This window comes from Mycobacterium sp. 23, from assembly GCF_048287075.1.
Taxonomy (GTDB): Bacteria; Actinomycetota; Actinomycetes; order Mycobacteriales; family Mycobacteriaceae; genus Mycobacterium; species Mycobacterium gordonae_B.
In genome coordinates this window covers 2,501,327-2,521,253 of record NZ_JBLVUX010000005.1, presented here as the reverse complement: position 1 = coordinate 2,521,253, position 19,927 = coordinate 2,501,327, and the positions used below count along the sequence as shown (strand labels likewise).

Sequence of the window (19,927 nt, the reverse complement as noted above, 5' to 3'; positions counted from 1 at the left end):
GCACGCCAATGCAATCAAGGATCCTGTCGGCAGACGCCGCAGTTTAGGGGAGGGGTATGGTGTTCGACTTCGGTGCGTTACCGCCCGAGATCAATTCCGGCCGAATCTATTCCGGTCCCGGTGCAGAACCTATGATACTCGCCGCTACCGCCTGGGATGAACTCGCCGCGGAATTGGACACCGCGGCCACCGGCTACAGCTCCAAGCTATCGGAACTGAGCAGCGCCCCCTGGGTAGGGCCCGCGTCCGCCGCCATGATGTCTGCGGTCGCTCCGTATGTCAGTTGGCTCGGTGCCGCGGCCGCGCTCGCCGAGCAGACCGCCAGTCAGGCGCGACTGGCTGTGGGCGCCTACGAGTCCGCGTTTGCGATGACGGTGCCGCCGTCCGTGGTAACGGCCAACCGGATCTTGTTGATGACGCTGATCGCAACGAATTTCTTCGGGCAGAACACCCCGGCGATCGCAGCCACTGAAGCCCAGTACATGGAAATGTGGGCTCAGGACGCCGTGGCCATGTATGGCTACGCGGCCACGTCGGCGACCGCACGGGACTTGACTCCGTTCACGTCGCCCCCGAATACCACCGCCCCCAACGCAATCGCCGGCCAGAGTTCCGCCGTTACGCAGGCGACTGCTACGGCAGCCGGCAAGTCCGCGCAGATCGTTGCGGCTACCGCGCCGCAATCGCTGTCGGCGACCGATCTCTCCCAGTCGCTGCAACAGATCATCACCGAATTCGCTACGAACCCATCGGCGTTGCCGTGGCCGTGGAACGAGATACCTACGGCCTGGAATACGTCCGGCATCACACAAGCCACCTATTACACGTGGTTTCACAACCTCCTGCAGATATACAACGCCTACGGCACCGGTTACCACAGTTACAACATCGACCAGACATTGACGTTCGGGCCCGGAGGAACCACGGCCGGTGGCGGTGGCGCGTGGTATCCGACACCGCAGTTCGCCCATGCAGGGTTGGCCGGCGCGGGCGGCCCGACGGTTTCGGCGAATGCGGGTCAAGCGGGCAGGGTTGGGGCGCTGTCGGTTCCGCAGAATTGGGCCGATGCATCGCCGGCCGGCCATCGGATCACTACCACCGCAGGTATTCCCGCCCAGGCATCCGCGACACCTGAGAAGAGCAACGCCATCCTCGGCGGGATGCCCACGGGCGCAGCAGGCCGACGAACTGCAGGCTATGTCCACAAGTACGGGCTGCGCTACAAGGTGATCACGCGCCCGCCCTCCGCGGGGTGAGGGCGGTTGTAACGCACGGGATTTCATTCCGTCAAGAAGATGGCCAGTGTGGCCGGGACTAGCTAAGGGGTCAATATGCTGGATTTTGGAGCAATACCGCCGGAGATCAACTCCGCGCTGATGTATTCGGGTCCCGGCTCTGGACCGTTGATGGCCGCAGCGGCGGCGTGGAGCGGACTGGCGGCCGAATTGAGTTCGGCTGCTACCGGATACGACCAGGTGCTCACTACGCTCAGCGGCGAGGAGTGGCTGGGGCCGGTGTCGACCCTGATGGCGCAGGCGGCGTTCCCCTACGTGTCGTGGTTGAGTGCGACCGCCAACCAGGCTGAGCAAGCGGCCACGCAGGCGCGACTGGCCGCGGCGGCCTACGAAATCGCGATCGCCGCGACGGTGCCCTCGCCGCTTGTTGCGGCCAATCGCGTTGAGCTGACGCATCTACTCGCGACCAATGTGCTGGGGCAGAATTCGGCCGCGATTGCGGCCAATGAGGCCCAATACGGCCAGATGTGGGCTCAAGACGCCACTGCCATGTACGGCTATGCGGGTCAATCCGCGGTAGCGACGAAATTGGCGCCCTTTACCGCGGCGCCGCAGGTGGCCAGCCCGACGGCGCAGGCCCAGCAAGCCACCGCGGTTACATCCGGAGCGGGGTCGGCGGGCACCGCGCAGTCTACGCTGACCCAGCTGATCACCGGGTTGCCGAATCAGTTGCAGAGTCTCGCGTCGCCGCTTTCCTCGGTCCAGTCGAATCCGTTGCTCACCGAGATCTGGTTCTTGTTGAGCGGGCAGAACACGCTGCCAAACAATCTCGGCACCCTAGTCACCGGCTATAACAGCTACTCGGCCCTCTGGTACAACACCGAAGGCTTGCCGTACTTCAGCGTCGGTATGGCCAACTTCGGTGTGCAGATTGCCAAGACCACCGGGGCGATCGGCGGTGCTGCGCCGGATGCCGCGGCGGCCGTTCCCAAGGGTCTGGGAGGTCTGGGGGGAATGCTCGGTGGAGGCGGCGTCCCGACCTCCGCGGGACTGGGGAACGCGGCCTCCATCGGCAGACTTTCGGTCCCTCCGGCCTGGGCGGGGGCCGGCCCGGCAACAGGTCATGCGGGGCCCCTGGTAGTGGAGAATCTGGCTCCCGCCTCGCCCGACACCGGGGGATCCGGCAACCTACTCGGCGGCCTACCGCTGACCGGCCCGGGCATGGGCCAGGCCGGGGCCAGTCCCAAATATGGGCTTCGCCCGACGGTCATGACCCGCCCGCCCTTCGCGGGCTAGCGAGAGTGCCTCTCAACGCCAGCTCAGCGGCAGTGCCTTCAGTGCAAAAGAGTTCGAGGGGAACTCGATGTCGGGAGTGTAACCCTCCGGCAGTTCGAAGTCGGGAATTTGCTTTAGCCACTCGTCGATGATCACGGTCAATTCCAGCCGCGCCAGGTGGGAACCCAGGCAGCGGTGGGGTCCACCGCCGAATCCCCAGTGGCGGTGCACTTTTCCGTCCATTACCAGCTCGTCGGTGGAGATCGAATCGGTGCCGTCGCGGTTGATCGCCGCCGTGCACAGCCGGACGGGTGTACCCGGTGGAAGCGTCATTCCGCCTACGTTGACGAAATCGGTGGTCACCCGTGCCGCCAGCGGCGCAGCAGGCTCGAGTCGGACGATCTCCTCGACGAATGCCCGGATCTGCTCTGGTTCGTTGCGGAGCTCCGCGCGCAGCTGCGGCCTGCGGGCCAATTCGAAAAGCGAGAAGCCGATCGCCGCTGCCACCGTGTCCAGGCCGGACAGTATCAACAGATGGCTCATACCTAGCAGCTCGAGGTCATTGAGATTGCCTGGGCCGAACATTATCTGCGACAACATGTCACGCCCCGGAGTCGTCCGGCGCTGCCGAATGGCAGCGGCGAGGTATGCCAACAGCTCTTGTCCTTCCGGCTTTCCCGCCACCGCGGCATCTTTCCAGCCGATCACGCGATCGCGGTCCTGCGGCGGTAGCCCGTAGAGCTCGATGAAAACTTGAAACGGATAAAGGCGCCCGAATTCAGCCATTGCCTCGCACTCACCTCTGTGAGCCAGTGCAGCGATCGTCGCGACGGCGTGGCGTTTCATCACGCTGTGGTATTTCCCCAGGGCGTGAGGGCTGAAGTGTGGCTGCAATGTCTTGCGGTAGCGAGTGTGCTGAGGAGGGTCGAATGCCGACGGAAGCACCGGGATTGGGCAGCCGGGGGGCTGAAGCGCCAACTGCGCCGAGAAGAGCTTGGCATCACCCAGCGCCGCAAGCACGTCCTCTCGGCAGGTCAGGTAGTAGGCGCCATTCATGAACACCACAGGGCCGCTGTCTCGCAACGCCTTCCACCCGACACCTCGGTCCGTGGTCATCGGTAGTGCGGCATGGTCCAGCCGGGGTAAGTGGAAGGTGCTCGTGAAATCCACTGCCAGCTCAACGGGCCTGTGAAATGCTGTGATCCATCGCGCCACGAGGTTAACCGGCGATACTGGGACAGAGGTCCCAACAGCCTGTGAGTATGGTCCGGGACTGGCCTCTAACATGCATATGTGACCGGCAAGTACACCCACACGTTCGAAGAAATCCAGGACCGTCCCGTCGCGGTGATCGGCGCGGGCACCCTGGGCCGCCGCATCGCGCTGATGATGGCGAGCCGAGGAGGGACGGTCCGGATCTACGCCCGGCGCCCTGAGCAACGGGCCGAAGCGTGCCAGTATGTGACCGATAATCTGCCGAAGCTATTGCAAGACAGAGGTTTCGGTGAGATAGGCACCGTCCTCGGGGTTGCGACGCTGCCCGAGGCTCTGGACGGAGCGTGGCTCGCCGTCGAGTCTGTCCCCGAGCGGCTGGACATCAAGATCCCGCTGTGGGGCGAGATCGACCAGGCCGCACCGCCGGACACTATCTTCGGCACCAACTCGTCGTCCTACCCGTCGCGGCTGATGACCGAACACATCAGGGACAAGACACGGCTGTGCAACACGCACTTCAATATGCCGCCTGAGTTCAACGCTCTGGAACTGATGTCGGACGGCCAGACTGACCGTGGTCTGCTCGACACTCTGCTGGCCGTGCTACCCGAATTCGGGGTGCATCCGTTCGAAGCCCGCAAGGAGTGCACCGGGTTCATCTTCAACCGGGTCTGGGCGGCCATCAAGCGCGAATGCGTCGCCGTCGTCGCCGAGGGGGTCGCCCGCCCCGAAGATGTCGACGGCATTTGGAAGGTCAATTTTGGCTTCCCGGTGGGGCCTTTCCAGATGATGGACCTGGTCGGACTGGACGTGGTGCTCGACATCGAGAACAACTACGCGCAGGAGTTTCCGCACCTGCCGCAAAGCGTGCGCGACCTGCTCCAGTCCTACGTCGACGCGGGCAAGCTGGGCGTCAAGACGGGCGAAGGTTTCTACGACTGGCAAAAGACTCAATAGTGTTCGCGCACTTGAGCTTTGCCGAGGCCATCGTCGTCGGCGGATTCCAGGGGGTCACCGAATTATTTCCGGTGTCCAGCCTCGGACATGCGAAGACCTGAACGTGACGGCGCCGCAGTCGCCCTATCTGGCGTTCATCGTCGGAGTTCACGTCGGGGCCCGCCAGCCTGGTCTGGCTGGCCGTGCGCTGACACGTCACGGCAGCCGCTGATCTACTTCGAACGCGAGACAGAGTTCTGCGACGTCTTTGGGGCGGGTGAGCGTCCGGCCGGTCAACTCCTCGATGCGACGCAGCCGGTGCCGCACCGTGTTCGGGTGGCAATAGATCCGTGCCGCAGTCTCATTGGCAGAGCCGCCGGCGGCCAGCCAGGCACGGAAGGTGTCGACCAGGATGGCCCGTTCCTCGGTCGGCATGCCGTCCAGCCGACCCAGTACCGAGGATCTGATGCGCATCATGACCTCGGGTGCACTGACCGCCGCGAGGGCAAGTGGGGTGTCATCGAAGACGGTCACCAGTTCGGGGGAGTTACCGGCGACCGCCAGCCGGGCATAGCGCAACGCGTCTGCGGTCTCGGGCAGTTCGTGGAACGGCGGACTGATTCCGACCCGGGCCGCGGCGGCCTGCCCAAGCACCTCCACCAGGGTGTCGAGGGTGTGCGCCGGTTCCCGGAGATGGACGATGCCGACCTGAAGTTCGGGCAGCAGTCGCCAGGCGGACCGAATGTCGCGGGCGGACAGCCTGTTCTCGATGGCCGGCAGACCGAGCTTGCCGATCGCCGGCAGTTCCGCCGCCACCACGACGTACGGCCCCGAGGTGGGCAGCCGTAACAGGTCCGCAGCCTCCCACAGGCTCTGCCGGTCGGTCATCCGCCGCAACAGCAGCGCTTCCACCAGCGCCGAGCGTTCCTCCTCCCGCTCCAGGATCTGCACCGTCAGCTGTTCCCGGTAGGCGTCGCTCATCGCCTGGGTGAACCTCTCCTGGGCAAAGAAGACCCGAGAGGTCGCATTCAGAATGGAGTCGGTGGGTATAGCTGCCTCGCGTGCGACGGCGAGGGTCTGCTCCCACATGAAGCGAAAGCCGATGCGGTACGCGGTCATCACCGCCGGCAGCGGCACACCGCTGATCGCCCGCGCGGTGCCGGTGCGCTCGGCGGGCGCCACGTCCGCGCCGCCGTCGGAATCACTGGCGAGCGAGTCGAAGATGAATGTCAGGTTGGCGACGCAGCTTTCGCGTACCTCGTCCTTCGACACGACGGTCCCGTCGCTGTAAGCGTCGATCTCGCGGCACAACTGTTCGGCCATGGCTTCACCCAGACTCGGAGCGCGGGCCAGCATCAGCCTGCCGAGTTCGATGACGTGTGGGTCCACCGTCGTGCCGACGCCCATGGTCAAACCTTAAGCCTGTTGTGCGCGGGAACACCGAACCGGGTTTCACGTTGTTGGCGGGGACATTGTCGTTCGAGGCCGCCGGCACGACGCTGGAGTCAGGCCCAGAAAAGCACTTCCCGGAGGCAGACCCATGACCGCATTGAGCGCCAATCTCGTTGTGTCGAAAGACTTTTACCCCGACCGCGTGGCCCTGCGCTGCGACGACCTGCAGTTCACCTTCGCCGAGTTCGACGCCGCGGCATCGCGGGTTGCGACACTGCTCGAGCGGGCCGGCATCCAGCCCGGCGACCGGGTCGGCCTGATGCTGCCCAACACCCCCGCCTACGCCATCGCGTTCTTCGGGATCATGTACCGGGGCGCCGTCGCCGTGCCGATGAACCCGCTGCTCAAGTCCCGCGAGGTTTCCTACTACCTGTCCAACAGCGGTGCCACCGCGTTGTTCGCCACGCCCGCCTTCGCTGCGGAGGCCACCGCCGGGGCCGACGAGGTCGGAGCCCGGTGCTGGCTCGTCGACGACGCCGGACTGGCCGAGCTGATCGCCGACCTGCCCGCTCAAACCGGTCCGGTCCAGCGGGCCGCCGACGATGTAGCAGTCATCGTGCACACTTCCGGCACTACTGGAAAACCCAAGGGCGCCATGCTTACTCACGGCAACATCGGTCACAACGCCGACGTCACGGTGCGCACCCTGGCGAAGATCGGGCCCGACGATGTGGTGATGGGCTGCCTGCCGCTGTTTCACGTCTTCGGGTTGACGGGAGCGCTCAACAGCGCGGTGCGCGCGGGTGCGACGTTGACGCTGATACCCCGGTTCGACCCGCGCAAGGCTCTCGAGGTGATCGAGCGCGACGGCGTGACGGTCTTCGAAGGCGTGCCGACGATGTACTCCGCGCTGCTCGGTGCCGCCGACGCGGCGGCGGGGACGCGGACTCTGCGGACCTGCGTGTCCGGCGGCGCCGCGCTGCCCGTGCAGGTTCTCGTCGATTTCGAAACAACCTTCGGCTGCACCGTTCTCGAGGGCTACGGACTCTCCGAAAGCTCCTCGGCGGCCGCTTTCAATCATCCTGACCGACCGCGCAAGCCCGGTTCCATCGGCACGCCCATCGACGGGGTGGAAATGCGGGTCGTCGACCTGACCGGGGCCGAGGTTGCGCAAGGGGAGACCGGGGAGATCCAGATCCGGGGCCACAACGTGATGAAGGGCTACTGGAATCTGCCGGAAGCCACCCGGGCCACCATCACCGAGGACGGCTGGCTGCACACCGGCGACGTGGGACGTGTCGACGAACACGGCTTCTACTACATCGTCGACCGCATCAAGGACCTGATCATCCGCGGCGGATACAACGTCTATCCCCGGGAGATCGAGGAAGTGCTCTACGAGCACCCGGCGGTGGCCCAAGCCGCCGTCGTCGGCATCCCGCACGACTCGCTCGGCGAGGAAGTCGGCGCCGCGGTCGCCCTGAAGAAGGACAGCGCGGTGACCGCCGAGGAACTGCGCGACCACGTCAAGAGCCGGGTCGCCGCCTATAAGTACCCGCGCCTGGTCTGGCTCGTCGACGAGCTGCCCAAGGGCCCCACCGGCAAGGTCCAGAAGCGCGACATCACCGTCCCTACCACCGAAAGCACCCGATAACCATGGCCACTCAACACAAACCAGACGAACTGGCCGCCCCGCTGGACCTGTTGCTCACCAGCGCCACCCGGCCCTTCGCCAGTCGGATGATGCCCGACGCCACTTGGGCGCGGGTCGCCGGAAGCCTCGCGCAACATCCGGGCGCCATCGCGGACCGGGTCGGCACGCTGACCCGTGAACTCGGCAGAATCACCGCAGGCAAGTCGCAACGCGCCCCGGCGCGCGCGGACAAACGGTTCAGCGACCCTGCGTGGCAGGAGAATCCACTGCTGCACCGAATCATGCAGGCCTACCTGGCCGGGGCCGAGACGGCCGGCGAACTGCTGGACGACGCCGCACTCGACTGGCGCGACAAGGAAAGGATGCAGTTCGTCCTCGACAACGTGGTCGAGGGCCTGGCCCCGAGCAACAACCCGCTGATCAGTCCGCTCGGCTGGAAGGCACTGATCGACACCGGTGGGCTGAGCGCCGTGCGCGGCCTCAAAGCCTTTGCCCGGGACATGCTTTCGAAGCCGCGCGTGCCGGCGATGGTTGAGCCTGACGCCTATGTGGTGGGCGAGACGGTGGCCGTCACCAAGGGTGCTGTGGTGCTGCAAACCTCAATGTTCGAACTCATCCAGTACGCCCCGCAGACCACGAAGGTACGGGCGATCCCGCTGCTCATGGTGCCGCCGGTGATCAACAAGTACTACGTCATGGACATCGCGCCCGGCCGCAGCATGATCGAATACTTCGTCAGCCAAGGCCAACAGGTGTTCGTCATCTCATGGCGCAATCCCCAGGGCAGGCACCGGGATTGGGGATTCGACGCCTACGGCGCGGCGATCATCGAGGCGATGGACGCCGTGCAGCAAATCGCCGGGACCGACAGCACCCATCTGCTGGCCACCTGCTCGGGCGGCATCCTCGCCGCCATGACGGCTGCCCACCTGGCCGATATCGGTGAGGGTGACCGGGTCGCGGGCCTGACGCTGGCCGTCACCGTCCTCGACGAGACCCGGGCCGGCGTTGCCGCGGCGGCGATGAGCGAACGGGCGGCGCAGGCCGCGATTCGGGTGTCGGCGAAGAAGGGATTCCTCGACGGCCGCGACATGGCGGAGATGTTCGCCTGGCTACGCCCCACCGATCTGGTGTGGCGATACGTGGTGAACAACTACGTGCAAGGCCGTAAGCCCGCAGCGTTCGACGTGTTGTTCTGGAACGCCGACACCACCCGGATGGCCGCCGCGCTGCACCGCGACATGGTGTTGATGGGGCTGCGGAACGCGCTGCTGACCCCCGGGGCGGTGAGCATGTTGGGTAGTCCGGTCGACCTGGGCAAGGTCACCTCGGACGCCTACGTGATCGGCGGCGTCGCCGACCACATCTCACCGTGGCAGGCCACCTTTCGCAGTGCGCGCCTGCTGGGCAGCAAGGACAACAGTTACGTGTTGTCCACCAGCGGTCACATCGCGGCCCTGGTCAACCCGCCGGGCAATCCGAAGGCGTCCTACCGGGTCGGTCCGGTGGGCGAGGAGGATCCACAACACTGGCTCGACACCGCCGAGAAATTCGCCGACTCCTGGTGGCCGCATTACGTGGCCTGGCTGGCCGACCGCAGCGGGCCTGAGATCGACGCTCCGAAAGCCCTGGGTGGGGAGGGCCTTCCGCCGTTGGGGCCGGCGCCCGGCAGTTATGTGATGGAAAAGTGAGCCACTACGTCACGGCGGGCGGCCAGCGGATCCGGGTCGAGGTTCGGCCCGGAACCGGGGTGCCGCTGGTGCTGTGCAACGGTATCGGCGCCAGTCTCGAGGTACTGGATCCTCTGGTCGAGCAATTCGGTTGTCCGGTAATCAGATTCGACGTCCCGGGCACCGGGGGATCGCCGACTTCGCCGCTGCCCTACGGCTTTCCCTACCTCGCATGGGTAGTGGGTCGGGTGCTGACGAAGCTGGATTTCGGCGTGGTTGACATCCTCGGCCTGTCCTGGGGTGGCGCGTTGGCGCAGCAGTTCGCGTTTCAGAATCCGCGGCGGTGCCGGCGGCTGGTCCTGGTGGCGACCGGAACCGGAGCGCTGATGGTGCCTGCGCACCCGCGCGTGCTGGCGAAAATGGTTACTCCGCGCCGCTTCTCGGATCCCGATTACGCGGCCTACATCGCCGGTGAGCTCTACGGCGGCACCGTCCGCGCCCATGGTGAGGACGTGGCGCGGCTGTTCGTCAAGCAGTTGCATGCCGGTTCCAAGGTCGGCTACCTGCATCAGCTGCTCGCGGGCTCGGTGTGGACCAGCCTGTTCGCGTTGCGGGCGGTACGGCAGCAGACGTTGATCGTGGCGGGCACCGACGACCCGATCATCCCGGTGATCAACGCGCACATCATGCACCGGTTGCTTCCCCATGCCCGTCTGCACCTGCACTCGGGCGGGCATATCGACGTGGTGCACAACGCCGCCGAGCTGGCGCCCGTCATCGAGGGTTTCCTGACCGCTAAGCCTGGATCGGGGCGGTGACGGCGCCGGTCAACCGGATCAGATCCTGTGGCGCAACCGCCACGTCCCAACCGCGGCGGCCCGCGCTGCAGTACATGGTCTCCCAGGCCAGCGCCCCGGCATCCAGCACGGTCGGCAGCCGCTTGCGCTGCCCGAACGGCGACACCGCACCCAGCACGTAGCCGGTGGTTCGTTCGGCGACCGCGGGTTCGGCCATGGCGGCCTTCCCGACGCCCAGCGCCCCGGCGGCTGCCTTCAGCGACAACTTCGACGACGCCGGCAGGATGGCAACTGCCAGGCCGCCGGGCACCGCGATGATCAGCGTCTTGTAAATCTGTTCTGCCGCAATGTTTCCCGACTCAGTCAGCGCACTGACCGCTTCGGCGCCGAACGAGCGTTCGCGGGAATCGTGGTCGTTCTTCACCACCCGGTGCGGCACACCGGCTTTGGTCAGTGCCGCCAAAGCCGGTGTCGCGGCGCCCAATGTCGGGCCAGCCACGTCAGGGCTGGGTATACCCCGGCGGGTTGACGCCGTCCACCCAGAAGTCGACGCCGAGCTTCCCGCCCGGCACGCAGTCGTAGACCGACAGGTCGCTGACGCCGGACTCGAGCAGCACGTCCTCGCATAGCGCCATGTTGCCGGTGTACTCCCGGGACGGCTTGTTGAGGATGACGTAGGCGGCGTCGGAGTACACCTCGGGCTTGCGGGCACGCGCCATGGCCTCGTCCCCGCCGAGCAGGTTCTGCACCGCTGCGGTGGCCACCAGCGTGCGCGGCCACAAAGTGTTGGACGCGATGCCCTCTTCGCGCATCTCCTCCGCGATTCCCAAGGCGCACAACGTCATACCGAACTTGGCCATCATGTATGCCGTCGGCTTCAGCCACTCTTTACCCAGCAGGACCGGGGGCGACAGCGTCAGGATGTGCGGGTTCTCCCGGCCCTTCAGGTGCGGGAGACAGGCCTGCGACACGGCGTAGGTGCCACGCACCTGGATCCCGTTCATCAGGTCGAAGCGCTTCATCGGCACCTCGAGGATCGACCCCAGGTTGATGGCCGAGGCGTTGTTGACGCAGATGTCGATGCCGCCGAACTGCTCGACGGTCTTGGCGACGGCGGACTCCACGGAGTCCGGGTCGCGGACGTCCCCGACGATCGGCAGGGCCTGTCCGCCCGCTTCCTCGAGTTCCTTGGCGGCGGTGTACACCGTGCCGGGAAGCTTCGGGTGCGGCTCGGCCGTCTTTGCGATCAGGGCGATGTTGGCGCCGTCTTGGGCGGCGCGCTTGGCGATCGCCAGGCCGATACCGCGGCTGGCGCCGGAGATGAACATGGTTTTGCCGTTGAGAGACATGGCCGTCACATTAACGCCACCTGCTATTGAGCCCGTGCGCGGGATCACACGCCGGAAATAGCGCGCCGGAAATTGCCGTTATGAGAGGCGGTGACTGCACGGTTCGGTGGCGGCCTTTAGATTGAAGGAGGGAGTTCGGTGTCAACTGCGACGAGCCTCTTGGGTGCGGAGCGGTTGGATCGCTTCCTTGCGAGTCCGGTGGCGTGGTTTGCGCGCCCCGGCGACACCGCAACCGAAGGGACCGTATTAATCAAGATGGCCGACATCGATGGCGAGACCGGGCTAGACGGTGCCACGAACGGGCCGCCCAAGCCTGACGAGACCGACGCCGAGCTGACGGCGCGCTTCGAACGCGACGCGATTCCGCTGCTCGACCAGCTCTACGGCGGTGCGCTGCGCATGACGCGCAATGCGGCCGACGCCGAGGACCTGCTGCAGGAGACGATGGTGAAGGCGTACGCCGGATTCCGTTCGTTCCGCGAGGGCACCAATCTCAAGGCGTGGCTGTACCGGATTCTGACCAACACCTACATCAACAGCTACCGCAAAAAACAGCGGCAGCCGTCGGAGTATCCGACCGAGGAGATCACCGACTGGCAGCTGGCTGCCAACGCGGAGCACACCTCGACCGGATTGCGCTCGGCGGAGGTCGAGGCACTCGAGTCGCTGCCGGACACCGAGATCAAAGAGGCGCTGCAAGCGCTGCCGGAAGAGTTCCGGATGGCGGTTTACTACGCGGACGTCGAAGGGTTTCCGTATAAAGAGATCGCCGAGATCATGGGAACGCCGATCGGTACCGTGATGTCCCGGCTGCACAGGGGCCGCCGTCAGCTGCGCGAGTTGCTGGCTGACGTGGCCAAGGATCGTGGTTTCACCCGCGGTGAGCAGGCACACGAGGAGGTGTCGTCATGAGTGAGTCCTGCGGCCGACCCAGCGAGCACGATGACCACGGTGCCTTCGGCTGTGCCGAGGTGATCGCCGAGGTATGGACGCTGCTCGACGGCGAGTGCACCCCTGAGAAGAAGGAAAGCCTGCGCCGGCACCTCGAGGCATGCCCCGGATGCTTTCAGCATTACGGCATCGAGGAGCGGCTCAAAGCCCTGATCGCGACCAAATGCAGTGGTGAGAAGGCGCCCGACACGCTGCGCGAGCGCCTACGGCTGGAAATCCGCCGGACGACGATCGTCCGGGGAGAGTTTCAGGCCTGAGGTTTAGGCGTTGGGGCGCTTGCCGTGGTTGGCCTTGCTGTGCTTGCGGTCACGCTTCTTGCGGCCACGCTTGGCCATGATGGAACCTCGTTTCGTCTGAATGAGCTGGGCGGCACACCGGCCGCCGGGTTGCCCTCCAGTGTCTCATGAGACCGGCGACGCGCCCTCATTAGCCCGCGCGGCGCCACCCTGACCCGCCTTATGGTTCGATATACGCAGAATCGGCCGATACGAGTGGGGTGATGATGTCCGAGGAGGTCCGCGCCGAGATCGTGGCCAGCGTGCTCGAAGTCGTGGTCAACGAAGGCGACCAAATCGGCCAGGGTGACGTCGTGGTGCTGCTGGAATCCATGAAGATGGAGATCCCGGTGCTGGCCGAGGTCGCCGGAACCATCAGCAGGGTGAGCGTTGCCGTCGGTGACGTGATCCAGGCCGGCGACCTCATAGCCGTGATCAGCTAGCCGTCAGGCGTCACTTACTGCATGTCCACTCTCGGTAATCTGCTCGCCGAGCACACCGTCCTGCCCGGCAACGCCGTCGATCACCTGCACGCCGTGGTGGGGGAGTGGCAGCTGCTGGCCGACCTGTCCTTTGCCGATTACCTGATGTGGGTCCACCGGGACGACGGCATGCTGGTGTGCGTGGCGCAGTGCCGGCCCAACACCTCGCCTACAGTGCTGCAGACCGACGCGGTCGGCAGCGTCGTCTCGGCCGACCGGCTGCCGCTGGTCGCTGAAACGTTCAGCTCCGGGGTCACTATTCAGGAAAGCGAAGCGGCAGAAAACCATTCGTGGCAATTGCCAGGCCCCAACATCGCGGCTTCCCCGGTGCGTTACGGCGGCCAAGTGGTGGCGGTGCTCACCCAGCACCAGACCGAGTCGGCCGCGCAGCGCATGTCGGGCCACCTGGAAACCGCGTACCGGGAGTGCGCCGTCGACCTGCTGCACATGATCGCCGAGGGCACCTTCCCCGACGTCGGCGACGTCGCCATGTCCCGTTCCACCCCGAGGGCGGGCGACGGGTTCATCCGACTCGATGTGGAGGGCATCGTCGCCTACGCCAGTCCTAATGCGTTGTCGGCCTACCACCGGATGGGCCTGACGAGTGAACTGGAAGGCCACAACCTCATCAAGGTCACCCGTCCGCTGATCTCGGACCCGTTCGAGGCTCAGGAGGTTGCCGAACACGTGCTCAACCTGCTGGCCGGCGGGTCCAGCATGCGGATGGAGGTGGACGCCGGCGGCGCCACCGTGCTGCTGCGGACATTGCCGCTGGTGGTCCACGGTGAGAACGTTGGTGCGGCGATCCTGATCCGCGACGTCACCGAGGTGAAACGGCGCGACCGCGCGCTGATTTCCAAGGACGCCACCATCCGTGAGATTCACCACCGGGTGAAGAACAACCTGCAGACGGTGGCGGCCCTGTTGCGGCTGCAGGCCCGCCGCACCGTCAACGCCGAGGGGCGCGAGGCTTTGATCGAGTCGGTGCGCCGGGTGTCGTCGATCGCGCTGGTGCACGACGCTTTGTCGATGTCGGTGGACGAGCAGGTGAATCTGGACGAGGTCATCGACCGGATCCTGCCGATCATGAACGACGTGGCCTCGGTGGACCGGCCGATCCGGATCAACCGGGTGGGCGACCTGGGGGTGCTGGACTCCGACCGGGCGACGGCGCTGATCATGGTGATCACCGAACTGGTGCAGAACGCGATCGAGCACGCGTTCGATCCGTCGGCCACCGGGGGATCGGTGACCATTCGCGCCGAACGCTCGGCGCGGTGGCTGGACGTCGTGGTGCACGACGACGGGCGTGGCCTGCCGGACGGGTTCAGCCTGGAGAAGTCGGACAGCCTGGGGCTGCAGATCGTGCGGACGCTGGTGTCCGCGGAGCTGGACGGCTCCCTGGGGATGCGAGAAGGCCCCGATCGCGGCACCGACGTGGTGCTGCGGGTTCCGATCGGCCGGATGGGGCGGTTGCTGGTTTAGGCGCGCAGCAATACGGCCCCGATGAAATCGGGGCCGTAGAGCTACTTAGCTGAGTTGTCAGACTCCGCTGCGGGCCTTCGTCCGGGCGTTGCGACGCTTGAGTGCGCGCCGCTCGTCTTCGCTCATCCCACCCCAGACGCCCGAGTCCTGACCAGTATTCAGAGCCCATCCGAGACACTCTGTGGTCACCGGACACCGATTACAGACCAGTTTCGCGTCAGCGATCTGCGCGAGTGCCGGGCCGCTGTTCCCAACCGGGAAGAACAGCTCCGGATCCTCGTCACGGCAGACCGCCCTGTGGCGCCAATCCATTAGTTGCTACTCCCTCACTAAGTGCGCAGCACTGCGCACGGGCATTTTTCTTCTTGGCTGTTGAGCGTGCTCAAGAAAGGTTTCCGTACCTCTGCATATTTCTGCATGCAACCTTTTGATCGTTTCACAGGCTCAACAGATGTCAATAGTGTTACGCGGGCCCGTGGGGTATCTCACTTCATCGAACTCTTACACAAGCCCTTACTCCGTTGTACTACACTACTCGGGAAATTTCGCCCCACATTTTTGTCGCGGGCTTGTCACATCTTCGATTTCCGCAGCTCAGCGACGTTATTTTGACGGCGGCGCGACGACCGCCAAGGCGGCCGGGACGGCCCGGAAGGTCATGGTTTCGCGCAGCCCGAGGTATTCGCCGTCGTACTGGCAGGCGGCCGGCCCCGCCATCGTGCTCACGCGGACGTGGCTGATGTCATCGTCCCGGATGAGCTGTTGGGCTTCCAGCTTCGGTCGCTTGGCGAGCAGCTGGCGCAGCAGTCGCAGGGTAGGTATCAGCTTCATGCTGGTGAGCGCGAACAGCCCCAGGCCGGTCTCGAAGCTGCAGCCCGGGTTGGTGACCATCGGCCGATCGTCGCTGTAGGTCCACGGGCTGGTGTTGGACACCCAGACGAAGTGGACGCCGGAGACGGGCTCGTGGTCGGGCCGCTCCAGGATCAGGTTGGGCTCGCGGCGGCTGAACCTCACCGAGACCGGGGTGGCCACCCGCCAGTAGCGCAGCGGGGTGATCTTGTGACCCTTCTTCCGCTCTTCTTCGACCGCCTGGACCACTTCCGCGTCTACCCCCATGCCGGCGTTGACCAGCGCATATATCTCGCCGCAGTCGATCAGGCTGATGCGGCGCCACTCGTGGTGGCGCTCGTAGGCGTTCAGCAGGGCGATGAGCTGGTCGGTCGCGCCGGAGGCGTCTCGCGGGATGCCCAACGCCCTGGCCAGTACGTTCGCCGAGCCGCCGGGGATGATGCCCAGCGCCGGAACCGGTCCGGCCGGGGCGGAGCCGGGCCGGCCGAGCATGCCGTTGACCACCTGGTTGACCGTTCCGTCGCCGCCGTGCACGACGACCAGATCGAACTCGTCGGCAACGGCCTTGCGACCGAGCTCCTCGGCGTGACCGGAGTAATTGGTGAGCTCGATGGTGAGGTCGAGGCGATTGCCCAGGGCGTGCCCCACCAGTTGGCGGGCGCTCGGCGTGATGGTGGTGGCAATCGGATTGACGATCAACATGGCACGCATGATGGATGAGCTTAGGCGGGCCAGGTCCCGACGAGATTGCGGCCAGGGTCGCGGTTTGAGCTCAGGGCACCACCGCGACGGCGATCTCGAGAGCAATGGGCCCGCCTGACTACGCTGGCGCTGTGACCGTTCCCGCCCCGTCTGTCGTCCGTCGTGCCGGCTTAATCGTCGCGGCCCAGGGAGCCACGGCGTTGGTGGTGGCCGTGATTCTGGTGATCCGCGGCCTCGCCGGTGCCGATCAGCATGTCGTCAACGGATTGGGCACGGCGGCGTGGTTCGCGGTGATCGGGGGCGGGGTGCTGGCGGCCGGGCTGGCCCTGGTCAGGGGCAAGCGCTGGGGCCGGGGACTGGCCGTGTTCACGCAGTTACTGCTGTTGCCGGTGGCCTGGTACCTGGCGGTCGGTTCGCACCGGCCGGTGTTCGGCACTCCGGTCGCGCTGGTGGCGCTGGTGACCCTGGCGCTGCTGTTCAGTGGGCCGGCGGTGCGGTGGGCCGCCGGGCGGGATCAGCCCGGTCCGGCCAGCGCGGCCAGTTCGGGGCCCGACACCCGGTAGGTGGTCCACTCGGTCTGCGGCTGCCCGCCGACGCCGTCGTACAGCGCGATCGCGTCGGTGTTCCAATTGAGCACCGCCCACGACAGCCTGCTGTAGCCGTTGCGCACGCATTCGGAGGCCAGGGCAGCGAGCAGCCCGCGGGCCAAGCCGCGTCGACGAAAGCGCGGGCGTACGTAGAGGTCCTCGAGGTAAACGCCCGCCACCCCGTCCCAGGTGGAGAAGTTCAGAAACCACAGGGCCATCGCGGCGATCTGGCCGTCGCACTCGGCCACGTGCCCGTGCACCGTCGGCGCATCTCCGAAAAGTGCTGCGGTGATCTGCTTTTCGGTCACGGTGCACTCGTCGGCGGCGTGCTCGAACTCGGCGAGCTGGTGGATCATGGCCGTGATGTCGGCAACGTCGCCCGGTGTGGCCTGACGGATCTCCCCGGTCACTGCTGCACTCCCAGTGCTCTCAATATCGTCGCGAATTTCGTTGTGGTTTCCGCGACTTCGTCGTCGGGGTCGGATTCGGCGACGATGCCGCCGCCCGCCCGGGCCAGTGCGGTGCGGCGGTCGGCCGACAACTCGGCGCACCGGATCGACACGACCCAATAGCCGTCGCCGCGCGCATCACACCAGCCCACCGCTCCGGCGTAGAACCCGCGGTCGCCCTCCAAGGCGTCGATCAACTCGACCGCCTGTCGGGTCGGCACCCCGCCGACCGCCGGGGTGGGGTGTAGCGCCAGAGCCAGATCGATTGCGCTGGTTGAAGTATCGCGAAGGTGGCCGATAATCGGGGTGCACAGGTGCCAGACGGCCGCGGTGCGGCTGAGTTGTGGTTCGGCGGCGATGGTCAGGTCGTCACACAGCGGCTCGAGCGCTGCGCGCATGGTGTCGATGACCAACTGGTGTTCGTGGCGATTCTTGTCGGATCCGGCCAGCGCGGCGCCATTGGCCGCGTCGGTGTCGGGGTCGTCCGAGCGGGGCGCTGAACCGGCGAACGGCCGGCACACGACCTGTTCACCGGATCTGGCGACCAACAGTTCCGGGCTGGCGCCGACCAGGGCCGCCCCCGTGTAGGCCGGGCCGGCCGCACTCAGGTCGGTGAGAAAGCCGTACGCCGTCGGGTCGGCGTCGACGAGGCGCCGCAGGACGGCGCGGCCGTCGAGGGGAGCGTCGGCGGACAGCCGCAACGCGCGGGCCAGCACCACCTTGCGCAGCGGATTGTCCGGCGCCCCCAGCTGTTCGCGGGCGCGCCTGATGCGGTCGCGATGCTCGTCACTGGGCGGGACGGCGGCGCCGATGCGAACGGCCGGCAGCGGATCGGTCCGCCAGTCGGGCAGCGCATCGAGGCGGCGCAGGGTGTCCGGGGTCAGTAGCGCTGCCGGTCGCGTGACATCGAAAGGCAACGCGCCCAACACTATTGAGGCCCGACCCGTGTGCAGTGCCGCTTGCGCCGAGGCGATGTCGGGGAAGCTGTCACGGGCCCGATCGGCGACCAGCGTCCCCCGTGGCCCGGTCAGCGCAAACGCCGGTTCGGGGCTCACGCGATCGCAGACGGTTTCGGATGGCAGCTCAGGCCGAGCTGAGCGAGTTGCCGGATGCCGTGCTCGAACCCGCAGATCGCGATGGTGGCGGTGGGCATGCCGAAGCGGCTGCCCTCACCCAGATCGAACTGGCACCACCGGGTGATGACTGCGCGGGAGAAGTGGCCGTGGCTCACGAAGAGGACGTCGCGTGACTCCATGTTCTCCAGCGCCAGAGCGATGGCCCGGTCGGCGCGATCGCTGACCTGCTCGACGCTCTCCCCGCCGGGACAGCCGTGCGTCCACACCAGCCAGTCCGGGTCGGTTTCGTGGATCTGCGGAGTGGTCAGTCCCTCATAGTCGCCGTAGTCCCACTCGGCGACCAGCGGCGTGACCTGGTCGACGATGAGTCCGGCCAGGTCGGCGGTGACCAGGCTCCGGCGGCGCGGGCTGCAGATCACCATCGGGCGCTTGAGGTGAAGGTCGCCCAGCACCACCCCGGCGAACTCCGCCTGTTCCCGGCCGGCGCCGGTCAGCTCGATGTCGGTGCGGCCGGTGTGCTGCCCCGATTTCGACCATTCGGTCTCCCCGTGGCGCAACAGCACCAGCCGGTGATCTTGTACGCCCATGCTCGCGATTCTGCCCGAGACACGCCGAGAGCCGTGCCGGGCCCGCCACCCGAACGAGGCAACGGGTTCCGTGCCAGGATGGGCACTGTGAGTGACATGCGGGTACTGGCGGTAGCCAACCAGAAGGGCGGTGTGGCCAAGACGACGACGGTCGCTTCCCTCGGTGCGGCGATGGTGGACGAGGGAAAACGAGTGCTGCTCGTCGATCTGGACCCCCAGGGGTGTCTGACCTTCTCGTTGGGCCAGGATCCGGACAAGCTGCCCGTCTCCGTCCATGAGGTACTGCTCGGCGACGTCGAACCGAGCGCCGCGCTGGTGACGACGGACGAGGGAATGACGTTGCTGCCGGCCAACATTGACCTCGCGGGTGCTGAGGCGATGCTGCTGATGCGGGCCGGACGCGAGTACGCCCTCAAGCGGGCGCTGGCAAAGCTCGCCGACGATTTCGACGTGGTGATCATCGACTGCCCGCCTTCGCTTGGGGTGCTCACGCTCAACGGGCTGACCGCCGCGGACGAGGTCATCGTGCCGCTGCAGTGCGAGACGCTGGCGCACCGTGGGGTGGGTCAGTTCCTGCGCACCGTGGCCGACGTCCAGCAGATCACCAATCCGAATCTGCGGTTGCTGGGCGCCCTCCCGACGCTCTACGACTCGCGGACCACCCATACCCGCGACGTGCTGCTCGATGTCGCCGATCGCTACGAGCTGCCGGTGCTGGCGCCGCCGATCCCGCGAACAGTGCGCTTTGCCGAGGCCAGCGCGTCGGGTTCGTCGGTGCTGGCGGGCCGCAAGAACAAGGGGGCGCTGGCCTATCGGGACCTGGCCAAGGCGCTGCTCAAGCACTGGAAGACCGGCAAGGCGCTGCCGACCTTCGCGGTGGAGTACTGATTCCCCGCGAGCAGACACAAAATCGCCTCGGAGCGCACGCTCCCGGGCGATTTTGTGCCTGCTCGCGCAGGTG

At 66.3% G+C, this 19,927-nt stretch carries 22 protein-coding genes and 1 pseudogene; 13 read left to right on the top strand and 10 right to left on the bottom strand.

Annotation, left to right across the window (positions count from 1 at the left end):
- The first annotated feature begins 59 nt into the window (after nucleotides 1-59).
- Entirely contained in the window at nucleotides 60-1,256 is a 1,197-nt protein-coding gene (locus tag ACNQS7_RS12960; RefSeq protein WP_418015977.1) for a PPE family protein, read from the top strand.
- Nucleotides 1,257-1,334: 78 nt separating this feature from the next.
- The gene (locus tag ACNQS7_RS12955; protein WP_418015976.1) at nucleotides 1,335-2,531 is read left to right on the top strand and encodes a PPE family protein; all 1,197 of its coding nucleotides are present in this window, start codon (nucleotides 1,335-1,337) and stop codon (nucleotides 2,529-2,531) included.
- 12 nt (nucleotides 2,532-2,543) lie between these two features.
- Here the strand turns inward: ACNQS7_RS12955 and ACNQS7_RS12950 are convergent, their stop codons facing one another.
- Nucleotides 2,544-3,626 (bottom strand): cytochrome P450, encoded by a 1,083-nt coding sequence (locus ACNQS7_RS12950; RefSeq protein ID WP_418015975.1) that lies wholly within the window; start codon nucleotides 3,624-3,626, stop codon nucleotides 2,544-2,546.
- Between the two features lie 177 nt (nucleotides 3,627-3,803).
- Here ACNQS7_RS12950 and ACNQS7_RS12945 point away from each other — a divergent pair, with 177 nt between their 5' ends.
- The gene (locus tag ACNQS7_RS12945; protein ID WP_418012848.1) at nucleotides 3,804-4,682 is read left to right on the top strand and encodes a 3-hydroxyacyl-CoA dehydrogenase family protein; all 879 of its coding nucleotides are present in this window, start codon (nucleotides 3,804-3,806) and stop codon (nucleotides 4,680-4,682) included.
- Nucleotides 4,682-4,836: pseudogene (locus ACNQS7_RS12940) on the top strand (undecaprenyl-diphosphatase); the annotation flags it as partial. The gene ACNQS7_RS12945 and the pseudogene ACNQS7_RS12940, both read left to right, overlap by 1 nt.
- Before the next feature lie 41 nt (nucleotides 4,837-4,877).
- Here the strand turns inward: ACNQS7_RS12940 and ACNQS7_RS12935 are convergent.
- On the bottom strand, nucleotides 4,878-6,068 hold the full coding sequence (locus ACNQS7_RS12935) for a PucR family transcriptional regulator (RefSeq protein WP_418012847.1): 1,191 nt from the start codon (nucleotides 6,066-6,068) through the stop codon (nucleotides 4,878-4,880).
- Nucleotides 6,069-6,201: 133 nt separating this feature from the next.
- Between ACNQS7_RS12935 and ACNQS7_RS12930 the strand changes: the two genes are divergently transcribed.
- From ACNQS7_RS12930 to ACNQS7_RS12920, 3 genes are read left to right on the top strand one after another with little or no spacing between them, the layout of a single operon-like run.
- A complete protein-coding gene (locus tag ACNQS7_RS12930; protein ID WP_418012846.1) occupies nucleotides 6,202-7,707 on the top strand; it encodes a long-chain-fatty-acid--CoA ligase in 1,506 nt (501 codons plus the stop codon).
- Nucleotides 7,708-7,709: 2 nt separating this feature from the next.
- Nucleotides 7,710-9,398 (top strand): PHA/PHB synthase family protein, encoded by a 1,689-nt coding sequence (locus tag ACNQS7_RS12925; RefSeq protein WP_418012845.1) that lies wholly within the window; start codon nucleotides 7,710-7,712, stop codon nucleotides 9,396-9,398.
- A complete protein-coding gene (locus ACNQS7_RS12920; RefSeq protein ID WP_418012844.1) occupies nucleotides 9,395-10,195 on the top strand; it encodes an alpha/beta fold hydrolase in 801 nt (266 codons plus the stop codon). The genes ACNQS7_RS12925 and ACNQS7_RS12920 overlap by 4 nt, the downstream gene beginning before the upstream one ends.
- On the opposite strand, the gene ACNQS7_RS12915 is transcribed toward ACNQS7_RS12920, so the two are convergent.
- Entirely contained in the window at nucleotides 10,173-10,673 is a 501-nt protein-coding gene (locus tag ACNQS7_RS12915) for an aminoacyl-tRNA deacylase (RefSeq protein ID WP_418012843.1), read from the bottom strand. The two genes, ACNQS7_RS12920 and ACNQS7_RS12915, sit on opposite strands and share 23 nt — an antisense overlap.
- Nucleotide 10,674: 1 nt before the next feature.
- The gene (locus tag ACNQS7_RS12910; RefSeq protein ID WP_310784458.1) at nucleotides 10,675-11,523 is read right to left on the bottom strand and encodes an NAD(P)-dependent oxidoreductase; all 849 of its coding nucleotides are present in this window, start codon (nucleotides 11,521-11,523) and stop codon (nucleotides 10,675-10,677) included.
- A 255-nt stretch (nucleotides 11,524-11,778) separates the two neighbouring features.
- On the opposite strand from ACNQS7_RS12910, the gene ACNQS7_RS12905 reads away from it, so the two are divergent.
- Together ACNQS7_RS12905 and rsrA are read left to right on the top strand one after the other, a co-directional pair.
- On the top strand, nucleotides 11,779-12,435 hold the full coding sequence (locus ACNQS7_RS12905) for a sigma-70 family RNA polymerase sigma factor (protein ID WP_418015974.1): 657 nt from the start codon (nucleotides 11,779-11,781) through the stop codon (nucleotides 12,433-12,435).
- Complete coding sequence (gene rsrA / locus ACNQS7_RS12900; RefSeq protein WP_055577336.1) at nucleotides 12,432-12,731, top strand: mycothiol system anti-sigma-R factor; 300 nt, start codon at nucleotides 12,432-12,434, stop codon at nucleotides 12,729-12,731. Before ACNQS7_RS12905 ends, rsrA begins: the two co-directional genes overlap by 4 nt.
- A 3-nt stretch (nucleotides 12,732-12,734) precedes the next feature.
- On the opposite strand, the gene ACNQS7_RS12895 is transcribed toward rsrA, so the two are convergent.
- The gene (locus tag ACNQS7_RS12895; RefSeq protein ID WP_011728008.1) at nucleotides 12,735-12,809 is read right to left on the bottom strand and encodes a 50S ribosomal protein bL37; all 75 of its coding nucleotides are present in this window, start codon (nucleotides 12,807-12,809) and stop codon (nucleotides 12,735-12,737) included.
- A 167-nt stretch (nucleotides 12,810-12,976) separates the two neighbouring features.
- Between ACNQS7_RS12895 and ACNQS7_RS12890 the strand changes: the two genes are divergently transcribed.
- The gene (locus ACNQS7_RS12890; RefSeq protein ID WP_055577378.1) at nucleotides 12,977-13,192 is read left to right on the top strand and encodes a biotin/lipoyl-binding carrier protein; all 216 of its coding nucleotides are present in this window, start codon (nucleotides 12,977-12,979) and stop codon (nucleotides 13,190-13,192) included.
- 21 nt (nucleotides 13,193-13,213) lie between these two features.
- Nucleotides 13,214-14,716 (top strand): sensor histidine kinase, encoded by a 1,503-nt coding sequence (locus ACNQS7_RS12885; protein ID WP_418012842.1) that lies wholly within the window; start codon nucleotides 13,214-13,216, stop codon nucleotides 14,714-14,716.
- A 57-nt stretch (nucleotides 14,717-14,773) separates the two neighbouring features.
- Here the strand turns inward: ACNQS7_RS12885 and whiB1 are convergent, their stop codons facing one another.
- Both whiB1 and ACNQS7_RS12875 read right to left on the bottom strand, forming a co-directional pair.
- Nucleotides 14,774-15,028, bottom strand: a complete 255-nt coding sequence (whiB1, locus tag ACNQS7_RS12880; protein WP_036353357.1) for a transcriptional regulator WhiB1 — start codon at nucleotides 15,026-15,028, stop codon at nucleotides 14,774-14,776.
- Nucleotides 15,029-15,319: 291 nt separating this feature from the next.
- Nucleotides 15,320-16,276 carry a diacylglycerol/lipid kinase family protein gene (locus tag ACNQS7_RS12875; protein WP_418012841.1) on the bottom strand — a complete coding sequence of 319 codons (957 nt, stop codon included), beginning with the start codon at nucleotides 16,274-16,276 and terminating at the stop codon, nucleotides 15,320-15,322.
- 122 nt (nucleotides 16,277-16,398) lie between these two features.
- On the opposite strand from ACNQS7_RS12875, the gene ACNQS7_RS12870 reads away from it, so the two are divergent.
- The gene (locus ACNQS7_RS12870; RefSeq protein ID WP_418012840.1) at nucleotides 16,399-16,830 is read left to right on the top strand and encodes a hypothetical protein; all 432 of its coding nucleotides are present in this window, start codon (nucleotides 16,399-16,401) and stop codon (nucleotides 16,828-16,830) included.
- Here the strand turns inward: ACNQS7_RS12870 and ACNQS7_RS12865 are convergent.
- Genes ACNQS7_RS12865 through ACNQS7_RS12855 form a run of 3 tightly spaced genes read right to left on the bottom strand, consistent with a single transcriptional unit; the run spans nucleotide 16,782 to nucleotide 18,966 of the window.
- Nucleotides 16,782-17,264: a GNAT family N-acetyltransferase gene (locus ACNQS7_RS12865; RefSeq protein WP_418012839.1), complete on the bottom strand. Its 483-nt coding sequence runs from the start codon at nucleotides 17,262-17,264 to the stop codon at nucleotides 16,782-16,784. The two genes, ACNQS7_RS12870 and ACNQS7_RS12865, sit on opposite strands and share 49 nt — an antisense overlap.
- A complete protein-coding gene (locus tag ACNQS7_RS12860; protein ID WP_418012838.1) occupies nucleotides 17,261-18,358 on the bottom strand; it encodes an isochorismate synthase in 1,098 nt (365 codons plus the stop codon). The genes ACNQS7_RS12865 and ACNQS7_RS12860 overlap by 4 nt, the downstream gene beginning before the upstream one ends.
- The gene (locus tag ACNQS7_RS12855; RefSeq protein WP_418012837.1) at nucleotides 18,355-18,966 is read right to left on the bottom strand and encodes an acid phosphatase; all 612 of its coding nucleotides are present in this window, start codon (nucleotides 18,964-18,966) and stop codon (nucleotides 18,355-18,357) included. The genes ACNQS7_RS12860 and ACNQS7_RS12855 overlap by 4 nt, the downstream gene beginning before the upstream one ends.
- An 87-nt stretch (nucleotides 18,967-19,053) precedes the next feature.
- Between ACNQS7_RS12855 and ACNQS7_RS12850 the strand changes: the two genes are divergently transcribed.
- Nucleotides 19,054-19,854, top strand: a complete 801-nt coding sequence (locus tag ACNQS7_RS12850) for a ParA family protein (RefSeq protein WP_156452418.1) — start codon at nucleotides 19,054-19,056, stop codon at nucleotides 19,852-19,854.
- Nucleotides 19,855-19,927 lie beyond the last annotated feature (73 nt).